8 protein-coding genes, 1 tRNA gene and 1 pseudogene are annotated in these 8,112 nt (G+C 45.9%); all 10 read left to right on the top strand.

Going from position 1 to position 8,112, the window contains the following annotated elements; translation table 11 throughout:
- Nucleotides 1–184: pseudogene (gene tuf / locus V3S16_RS03015) on the top strand (elongation factor Tu); the annotation flags it as partial.
- An 18-nt stretch (nucleotides 185–202) separates the two neighbouring features.
- Complete coding sequence (gene rpmG / locus V3S16_RS03010) at nucleotides 203–352, top strand: 50S ribosomal protein L33 (protein WP_413883195.1); 150 nt, start codon at nucleotides 203–205, stop codon at nucleotides 350–352.
- Nucleotides 353–364: 12 nt separating this feature from the next.
- Nucleotides 365–440 (top strand) — tRNA-Trp (locus V3S16_RS03005).
- Nucleotides 441–539: 99 nt separating this feature from the next.
- On the top strand, nucleotides 540–938 hold the full coding sequence (gene secE, locus V3S16_RS03000) for a preprotein translocase subunit SecE (protein WP_413883194.1): 399 nt from the start codon (nucleotides 540–542) through the stop codon (nucleotides 936–938).
- An 18-nt stretch (nucleotides 939–956) separates the two neighbouring features.
- A complete protein-coding gene (gene nusG / locus V3S16_RS02995) occupies nucleotides 957–1,487 on the top strand; it encodes a transcription termination/antitermination protein NusG (protein ID WP_413883193.1) in 531 nt (176 codons plus the stop codon).
- A 34-nt stretch (nucleotides 1,488–1,521) separates the two neighbouring features.
- Complete coding sequence (gene rplK / locus V3S16_RS02990) at nucleotides 1,522–1,947, top strand: 50S ribosomal protein L11 (RefSeq protein ID WP_413883192.1); 426 nt, start codon at nucleotides 1,522–1,524, stop codon at nucleotides 1,945–1,947.
- 97 nt (nucleotides 1,948–2,044) lie between these two features.
- Nucleotides 2,045–2,752 carry a 50S ribosomal protein L1 gene (gene rplA / locus V3S16_RS02985; RefSeq protein WP_413883191.1) on the top strand — a complete coding sequence of 236 codons (708 nt, stop codon included), beginning with the start codon at nucleotides 2,045–2,047 and terminating at the stop codon, nucleotides 2,750–2,752.
- Between the two features lie 297 nt (nucleotides 2,753–3,049).
- Complete coding sequence (rplJ, locus tag V3S16_RS02980; RefSeq protein WP_413883190.1) at nucleotides 3,050–3,571, top strand: 50S ribosomal protein L10; 522 nt, start codon at nucleotides 3,050–3,052, stop codon at nucleotides 3,569–3,571.
- Nucleotides 3,572–3,798: 227 nt separating this feature from the next.
- Nucleotides 3,799–4,185: a 50S ribosomal protein L7/L12 gene (gene rplL, locus V3S16_RS02975; protein ID WP_413883189.1), complete on the top strand. Its 387-nt coding sequence runs from the start codon at nucleotides 3,799–3,801 to the stop codon at nucleotides 4,183–4,185.
- Nucleotides 4,186–4,240: 55 nt separating this feature from the next.
- Nucleotides 4,241–8,112 (top strand): DNA-directed RNA polymerase subunit beta (gene rpoB, locus V3S16_RS02970; RefSeq protein WP_413883188.1); only part of this gene is annotated, 3,872 nt, incomplete at its 3' end.

Below are 8,112 nucleotides of genomic sequence, written 5' to 3'. Positions count from 1 at the left end.
GACGACGGATGTTACCGGGAATTTGATGCTTCCGGAAGGCGTGGAGATGATCATGCCCGGTGACAATGTGACGATTACGGCGGAGTTAATAACGCCGATCGCGATGGAAAAAGAGCTCAGGTTTGCCATCAGGGAAGGCGGTCGGACGGTCGGTGCCGGCGTGGTCAGCGAAATTATCGAATAACGGCGAAGGAGTTTTCTGGTGAGAATAATTGTTACCCTTGCATGCGGCGAATGCAAAAGGAGAAACTACACAACGACCAAGAATAAACGCACAACGCCGGACAAGTTGGAATTCAGCAAGTATTGCAGATTTTGCAGAAAACATACTTTGCACAGAGAAACCAAATAAAAGAAATGATACAGGCCAGTAGCTCCAATGGTAGAGCGTCGGACTCCAAATCCGAGTGTTGGGGGTTCGAATCCCTCCTGGCCTGCCAAAGACAACAAGTTAAGCCCGGCTAATTGACATAGACAAATAAATTTCTTTGATGGTTGCAAGCTTGGAGACCTTTGGATTTGACCATTTTGGGAGCATAATGGCACGGCTACAAAGAAAAAAAACTGTAAGCGCCAAAAAAAAGAAGCAAAAAAAAGCCGTAGCAGTGGCGTTACAGCAAGTAAAAAATGATGGCGCTGTCAAGCAGATGGCGTTGCCGCTGGCGGCCGTCAAGGAGTCTAAAAAAAGTCAAGTTTCACCACCAAAGAAAACTGTGACTAAAATTCGTACGGAACCTGGGAAGATTAAAAACTACCTGGATATAAGTCTCCAGTTTCTCAGAGAAGTTAAGGTGGAGCTTAAAAAGGTCACATGGCCTACGCGTAAGCAGACGATGAGTTCCACTGTAGTTGTGATTATCCTGGTTATGATCATATCGCTGTTTTTGGGTGTGATTGACGTCGGTTTATCGAGCCTGCTTCGCTTGGTTCTAAAGTAGTCGTTTGGGAGATGAAGATTGGCCCTTAAATGGTATATCGTCCATGTATATTCGGGTTTTGAAAGCAAGGTCAAAGCAGCCTTGGAAGAACGTATTGCGTCCTTTCATAATCCCGAAAAATTCGGTGAAGTGCTCGTGCCCACTGAAGAAATCGTAGAGCTTGTCAAAGGAAAAAGAAAGACGTCGGCGCGTAAGTTCTATCCCGGATATATCTTGATACGAATGGAGCTTGATGATGAAACCTGGCACGTTGTTAATAATACCGCCAAAGTCAGCGGGTTTTTGGGTGGCAGAGAAAGACCGGCCCCTATCTCTGATGAAGAAGCCGAACAAATCATAAAACGTATGGAGGCAGGTAAAGATAAGCCCCAGCCAAAATACTTTTTTGAATCCGGGGATGAGATTCGCGTTATAGACGGCCCTTTTAAAAACTTTAACGGTACCGTCGATGAAGTTAACCCTGAAAAAGGTAAAATAAGGGTGCTTGTAAGCATATTTGGCCGTGCAACTCCGGTGGAATTGGAATTCGTACAGGTTGCAAAATTATAAGGTTAAATTAACGAATATAGGAAAATTTAAAAAAATGGCAAAAAAGGTTCTTACACAGATAAAACTTCAAGTAACGGCCGGTAAAGCCAATCCATCGCCGCCAATCGGCCCTGCGTTGGGTCAGCATGGTGTAAACATAATGGATTTTTGCAAGACGTTTAACGCCAGGACGGCCAATGATGAAGGGATGATCATACCCGTTGTCATAACGGTCTACCAGGATAGATCATTTACATTTATTACCAAAACGCCGCCGGCATCTGTCCTTTTAAAGCAAGCAGCAAAGATAGCCAAAGGTGCGGGTGATCCAAAACGCGAGAAAGTCGGCCAGGTCACCAAGCAGCAGGTCGAAGAGATTGCCAAGCAGAAAATGGTTGATTTAAACGCTCATGATCTGAGTGCCGCATGCAGAATCATTGCCGGAACGGCCAGAAGTATGGGTATAGAGGTTGCTGAATAAAGAATGTTGCGGGTTGCCAACTGCAAGTTGTGAGTTGCACACATTGAGACCCGGGACTCAACACAAAAACAAGAAACTAAGGGGTGCAGAAGAGAACATGCCGAAGCGGGGTAAAAAATATTCAGAAGCAGTTAAGAAAGCAAATGCCGGGACAAAACATGGTTTTGACGAGGCTGTCAGAATGGCGTTAGACGCTTCTTATGCCAAATTTGATGAAACCATTGATGTTGCAGTTCGTCTGGGCGTGGATCCGAGACATGCTGACCAGATGGTTCGCGGAACTGTCGTGCTGCCGAACGGTCTTGGCAAGGAAGTAAAGGTCCTCGTATTTGCTAAAGGAGAGAAAGAAAAAGAAGCCCTTGATGCCGGTGCCGATTTTGTAGGCAATGACGACCTTGTCGAAAAGATTAAAGGTGGATGGTTCGGCTTCGACAAAGCCGTTGCCACACCGGACATGATGGGTGCCGTGGGTAAAATAGGAAGACTTCTCGGGCCCAGAGGCCTTATGCCTAACGCAAAAACCGGAACAGTTACTTTTGATATCGCCAGGGCGGTCAATGAACTCAAAGCCGGAAAAATCGATTTCAAGGTTGAAAAGGCAGGGATTGTCCACGTTCCAATGGGCAAGGTCTCGTTTGGGGTAGAAAAGATTGTGCAGAATGCAACGGCCTTTTTGGAAACAATCATACGTCTCAAACCGGCTTCAAGCAAAGGAACTTATCTGAGAGGAATCGCTGTTTCTACGACGATGGGGCCCGGTTTCAAGATAGATCCGGCCAGTATCAAAGACTTGATGGCGTCGTAAAAAGTCCCATCTACTGCGTTGTAGTATTTTTTCAGACACTCGGCATACTACCTGTATGGCCTCGTTCCTGAAAAAATACTACGCCTTGTATATGAACCTTTTTACTTAGCCATCTATAGTTGAATTCGTGACTTTTTACGAGATCATCAAGACTTAATCAAATAATAATCCTGTCAAAGACCGTAGGTGCGCTTTATTTGTGTTTAATCGGCCCGGCCGGCCTACCGAGACATTTTGTTTGCAGTAAAGGTGTTGCCTTCTGGTTTTAGGATTGATGGAAGGAGGTGTAGTTAAGTTGTGAAGCTTGAAAAAAAGAAAAAAATTGTTGAGGATCTGCGACAAAAATTTTCGAAATCCAAGGTGGTCATCGTTACAGACTACAAGGGGCTCGACGTATCGACAATTAATAATTTGCGGAAAAAACTCAAGGATTCTGATATTGAGTATAAAGTCGTCAAAAATTCGCTGCTTGTCAGAGGCTCGGAGGAGACGGATGTTGCCTTGATAAAAGACATTTTTACGGGACCAAATGCCGTTGCAATAAGCTATGATGACCCGGTTGCACCTGCTAAAGTGTTGACGGAGTTTGCCGTTGAGCATAAGGCCCTGGAAGTCAAAATGGGCGTCATGAACGGTAAAGTGCTCGACTTAAGCGCAATCAAGGCGCTGGCTAATCTGCCGTCTCGCGAGGTGCTTTTAGGGATATTGCTTGCGACCCTAAACAATGTTCCCGCAAATTTTGTGCGAACCTTAAATGCCATACCGGGGCAGTTTCTAAACGTGCTTACGGCCATAAAGGAGCAAAAAGAGGCGACGTGAGGCCGGCGGTTATAAGTTATAAGTTATAGGTTAATAGTTAACAGATAAAAGTAACTTTATCGTTTTATAGTCACCAAATTAAGAAGCTACATATAGCCTAATAACGAATAACAGATAACAAATAACAAATAACAATAAAATTTAGATTCAGTGCAACGATATTAAATAAGATTATTTACTATCGCTTTAGATAAATTTGAAAGCATTATTATTGGAGGAGAAATAAAATGGCGGATATTACCAAAGAGGAAGTAATTGGATTTATAGCTAAGATGTCGGTGCTAGAACTGTCCGAGCTTATAAAGGAAATGGAAGAAAAGTTCGGAGTTTCGGCCGCTGCTCCGGTTGCTATGATGGCGGCAGGCCCTGCTGAGGCAGCCGGTCCTGCACAGGCAGATGAGCAGACCGAATTTGATGTTATTCTGACAAGTTTTGGTGACAAGAAGATTCAGGTTATCAAAGAAGTCCGTGCCATAACCGGTCTGGGCTTAAAGGATGCCAAGACCCTGGTCGATGAGGCGCCCAAACCCGTCAAAGAAGGGATACCTGAAGATGAGGCCAAAAAGATCAAGGAACAGCTTGAAGGAACCGGTGCTCAGGTTGAGATAAAGTAACACCTTGCCCCTGTCACCTATAAAAACCACAACCCATTTGTGTATTGGAGACGCCATGTCGGAAAGACCTTTGGCAAGCAAGCGCATTAGAAAAAACTTCGGTAAAATAAGTCAGATTGTTGATATTCCGGATCTTATCGGAGTTCAACGGGAATCATTCAGTCGCTTTTTGCAAATGGATGTTTTGCCGGAAAAGCGCAAGGACATCGGATTGCAGACCGTTTATAAGTCTGTTTTTCCCATAAAAGATTTTACCGGAAGTGCTTCCCTTGAGTTTGTGTCATACAGGTTCGGTGAGGTGAAGCATAGTGTTCAGGAATGTGTGCACCGGGGGATGACCTATGAAATCCCTATTCGTATCACCGTTAGGCTGGTTGTATATGATATCGATAAGGAGACGGGGGTTACCAATATCCGTGATATCAAGGAGCAGGAAATTTATTTCGGCACGATTCCTTTGATGACCGATAAAGGCACGTTTATCATCAATGGTACGGAACGTGTAGTGGTCAGCCAGCTCCATCGCTCTTCGGGCGTATTTTTCGACCATGACAAAGGCAAGACGCACTCCAGCGGTAAGATTATTTATACTGCCAGAATTATACCCGTGCGAGGGTCTTGGATCGATATGGAAATCGATCCCAAGGATATCGTCAATATCCGCATAGACAGGCGGCGCAAGTTTCCCGTGACGATTCTTTTTAAGGCCCTTGGCTATGCAACTGAAGATATTCTGGCCTATTTTTACAAGACTAAAAGATATACCGTCAAAGGCAAACGCATTTACCAGGAGTTTAATGCTGACTTGCTGAAAGGAAAGCGCGCCAGCCGTGGTGTCAAAAACCCTGAAACCGGCGATACGATTGTCATGAAAGGGCGCATTTTTACCAAGACTGCCATCAGCCGGTTGAAATCCGCAAAAGTGGACAAGATCCCGGTAGGCATAGAAGACCTTTTGGGCAAAGTATTCGCCTCGACAATTGTGGATTCCAAAAGCAACGAGCCGATTATAAAAGCAAACGAGACGCTTGATGAAGAAGTTTTCCAGGCTTTAAGCGCTGCCGGTATCAAGGAATTCGAATTGCTATTAATCGACGGTGTGACCAGCAGTGACTCGATACATAAAACGCTTCTGATGGACAAAGTCGAGACCAAACAAGACGCACTTATTGAGATTTACCGGCGCCTCAGGCCCGGAAATCCTGCAACTCCGGAAGTGGCCCAGGATTTTATGGACAACATGTTTTTCAAGTCTTCATATTACGATCTTTCCGGTGTCGGCCGGATGAAGATCAACTTGCGCCTCGGCGTCGATATCTCCGTTGACATAAGAACCTTACGCAAAGAAGATATACTCTTGACGGCTAAAACTCTAGTGGAGCTCAAGGACACTCAAGGGGCCGTTGACGACATCGATCATTTAGGGAACCGGCGAGTCCGAGCGGTCGGTGAACTTCTTGAGAATCAGTACCGTATAGGACTGGTACGCATGGAACGGGCGATTAAGGAGCGCATGAGCCTTCAAGAAGTAGATGCCTTGATGCCCCACGATCTGGTTAATCCCAAACCGGTTTCCGCTGTAGTTAAAGAGTTTTTCGGGACAAGTCAGCTCAGCCAGTTTATGGATCAGACAAATCCACTTTCAGAGACGACCCATAAACGGCGTCTGAGTGCGCTGGGACCTGGTGGACTAACCCGTGAACGTGCCGGATTTGAGGTCCGCGACGTGCATCCTTCCCATTACGGTCGCATCTGCCCTATCGAAACGCCGGAAGGACCCAACATCGGCCTGATAGTCTCACTCAGCACGTATGCGCGTGTGAATGAATTCGGGTTTATTGAAACTCCCTACAACGTTGTTAAAGATGCGACGCTTTGTGATGAAATCAAATTCCTTAGTGCCTTTGAAGAAAAGGCGCATCCCATTGCCCAGGCCAATGCCCCTGTTGATAAAAACAGGAAATATGTCAATCCGGTGGTTTCATCCCGGGTGGCCGGAGAGTTCATGATGGTCAAAGCCGATGAGATCGAGTTGATGGATATCTCTCCCAATCAGTTGGTAAGCGTATCCGCATCTTTGATCCCTTTTCTGGAAAATGACGACGCCAACCGGGCTTTGATGGGATCAAACATGCAGCGCCAGGCGGTTCCGTTGATTGTCAGTGAGGCACCTCTGGTAGGTACGGGTATCGAGGGTGTTGTGGCTAAAGACTCGGGTGTTACCGTCGTGGCCAGGAGCGACGGTATTGTAATGGATGTGGATGCTGCCCGTATCGTCATAAAACATGATGATGCGGACGGCGAGGGTGACGGTTCCAAAATGCCGGTGAAGGTTTACAACCTTGCTAAATTTATACGCAGCAATCAGAATACATGCTTCAACCAGCGTTCCATTGTTACCAAGGGGCAGCATGTGAAAACCGGAGAAATCATTGCCGATGGACCGGCGACAGAACAGGGGGAGCTGGCTCTGGGGAAGAACATAACGGTAGCATTTATGCCCTGGGGTGGTTATAACTTTGAAGATTCGATTTTGGTCGGAGAAAGGCTGCATCGGGACGGAGTATATACATCCGTACACATTGAAGAATTTGAAATCGTTGCCAGGGATACCAAGTTAGGAAGAGAAGATATTACACGAGACATTCCCAATGTTGGTGAGGAAGCTTTAAAAGATCTGGATGAAAGCGGGATTATAAGACTGGGCGCTGAAGTAAGATCAGGAGACATTCTGGTAGGGAAAATCACACCCAAGGGGGAAACTCAGCTTTCGCCTGAAGAAAAACTTCTGCGTGCCATTTTCGGCGAAAAAGCCGGGGATGTTAAAGATACTTCTCTGCGGGTACCTCCCGGTGTCCAGGGGGTTGTTATTGATGCCAAAGTGTTCTCCAGGCGGGGTATTGAAAAGGATGAACGTTCCCGTTTGATTCAAGCAGAGGAGATCTTTAATCTTGAAAAAGATCGAGATGATCAACTTGCCGTTATTAAAAATATTGTACGCGCTAAGCTTGAGAAACTGCTGATCGGAAAAAAATGTTATACATATTTGAAGAAAGGCAAAAAAGTACTAATTCCAAAGGGCGGCAAGATAGATGCCAAGATGCTGGCCAAGATACCTATTGCCCAGCTGGAGGGTATTGTATTAAAAAACCCCAAACATACGGAAAAAGTTCACGATATTCTGGAGCAATACCGGATTCAAAACGAACTTTGCCGGCAGGAGTATGAGCAAAAGGCTATCCGCTTTGATAAAGGTGATGATCTGCCGCCGGGCGTGATTAAGATGGTCAAGGTGTATGTAGCCATGAAACGGAAATTGTCGGTGGGCGACAAGATGGCCGGTCGCCACGGCAATAAGGGCGTTGTGTCCAGAATTCTTCCCCAGGAAGATCTGCCTTATTTTGAAGATGGAACGCCGGTTGATATGGTATTAAACCCCTTGGGCGTACCTTCACGCATGAATGTCGGTCAGGTTCTGGAAATTCATTTGGGATGTGCCGCCAAAGAACTTGGCAAGCAGATCAACCGGTTGCTTGAAGAAAAGAAACTTGAAGAGCTGCGTAAAAAAATGAAGCGGATATTCTCCGAGGAGCCTGTTCAGGAGATGATCGACGAATTTGACGATAAACGCCTGTGCGAGTTTGCAGATCATTATAAGGACGGTGTTCACATGGCCACTCCGGTTTTTGACGGCGCCAAGGAGGATGAAATTAAATATCTTCTCGAGGAAGCGGGATTCCATTCGACCGCTCAGACCACGCTGTATGACGGTTGTACCGGCGAACCTTTTAAAGGAAAGATCACCGTCGGTAAAATGTATGTATTGAAACTCCATCATCTGGTTGATGACAAAATACACGCACGGTCTATTGGACCTTATTCACTGGTGACCCAGCAGCCCTTAGGCGGTAAGGCGCAGTTTGGCGG

It is taken from the genome of Candidatus Desulfatibia sp., assembly GCF_036446775.1.
GTDB lineage: Bacteria > Desulfobacterota > Desulfobacteria > Desulfobacterales > UBA11574 > Desulfatibia_A.
Note: the sequence above shows the minus strand (reverse complement) of the source record. Positions and strands in the feature narration are given on the sequence as shown.

Bases quoted from the DNA above. Each gene is read 5' to 3' on its own strand.
- secE (WP_413883194.1), top strand. From the start codon at position 540: ATGGCACGGCTACAAAGAAAAAAAACTGTAAGCGCCAAAAAAAAGAAG.
- rplK (WP_413883192.1), top strand. From the start codon at position 1,522: ATGGCAAAAAAGGTTCTTACACAGATAAAACTTCAAGTAACGGCCGGT.
- rplA (WP_413883191.1), top strand. From the start codon at position 2,045: ATGCCGAAGCGGGGTAAAAAATATTCAGAAGCAGTTAAGAAAGCAAAT.
- rplL (WP_413883189.1), top strand. From the start codon at position 3,799: ATGGCGGATATTACCAAAGAGGAAGTAATTGGATTTATAGCTAAGATG.